The following is a 390-nucleotide window of genomic DNA, read 5'->3' on the forward strand; positions in this document are numbered from 1 at the left end:
TTCTCCGCGCACGCGGAGGTATTTCCATATCACCTGGGGCGTTGACCCTGAAGAAGTGCTCTTCTCCGCGCACGCGGAGGTATTTCCATGGTGGCGTGGCTTCTTTTTCTCGTATATGGCTCTTCTCCGCGCACGCGGAGGTATTTCCGCGATCCAGCCGTTCATGTCTGGCCTGCAGAGCTCTTCTCCGCGCACGCGGAGGTATTTCCCAAGGTGCGCAAAGCAGCGTCAGTGTAGGAAACTCTTCTCCGCGCACGCGGAGGTATTTCCTCGATTTCTGGGTTCCTTTTCTCACAGGACCCCTCTTCTCCGCGCACGCGGAGGTATTTCCCGTAGACCGTGCCGATGGTCGTAATGAGAGCGCTCTTCTCCGCGCACGCGGAGGTATTT

Annotated in this window: 1 protein-coding gene; it reads right to left on the reverse strand. The window is 57.9% G+C overall.

Annotation, left to right across the window (positions count from 1 at the left end; all coding sequences use genetic code 11):
- Positions 1–161: 161 nt before the first annotated feature.
- Positions 162–390 (reverse strand): hypothetical protein (locus HMPREF2888_RS13005; RefSeq protein ID WP_210386818.1); only part of this gene is annotated, 229 nt, incomplete at its 5' end.

Source organism: Corynebacterium sp. HMSC077D03, assembly GCF_001808545.1.
Classification (GTDB): Bacteria; Actinomycetota; Actinomycetes; order Mycobacteriales; family Mycobacteriaceae; genus Corynebacterium; species Corynebacterium simulans.